Origin of the sequence: Corallococcus sicarius (genome assembly GCF_003611735.1) — a bacterium.
GTDB classification, from domain to species: domain Bacteria; phylum Myxococcota; class Myxococcia; order Myxococcales; family Myxococcaceae; genus Corallococcus; species Corallococcus sicarius.
Window position 1 is genome coordinate 1 of the sequence record NZ_RAWG01000797.1, and the last position, 379, is coordinate 379.

Annotated in this window: 1 pseudogene; it reads right to left on the bottom strand. The window is 62.5% G+C overall.

Going from position 1 to position 379, the window contains the following annotated elements:
* A pseudogene (locus tag D7X12_RS45810) lies at positions 1-379 on the bottom strand (hypothetical protein); the annotation flags it as partial.

A 379-nucleotide genomic window follows, 5' to 3' on the forward strand; every position in this document is an offset into this window, starting at 1 on the left:
ATCAGGAACGCGCCCGCCGCAAAGTTCGACAGTAGGCCCGACCACGCCATGCCGATCGCCACACCGGCTGCGGCAATCAGCGCTGCGAACGTCGTCGTCTGGATGCCGAAATAGCCGAGGATGCCGATCACCAGCAGCACATTCAGCGTGACGGTGATGATGGAGCCGACATACCGCAGCACGGTCGGATCGACCTTCTGTCGGCTCAACGAGCCTTCCACCATGCGCACCGCCAGATTGATCAGCCAGCGGCCGACCACCCAGAAAACGATCGCGCCGAGGATCTTCATGCCGACGTCGGTGGCGTATTGCGCCACGATTGCCTGGTACTTGCTTGCGGTGTTGACGGCGGTGTCCGCCAGGTTGTCTGCCATGGGTG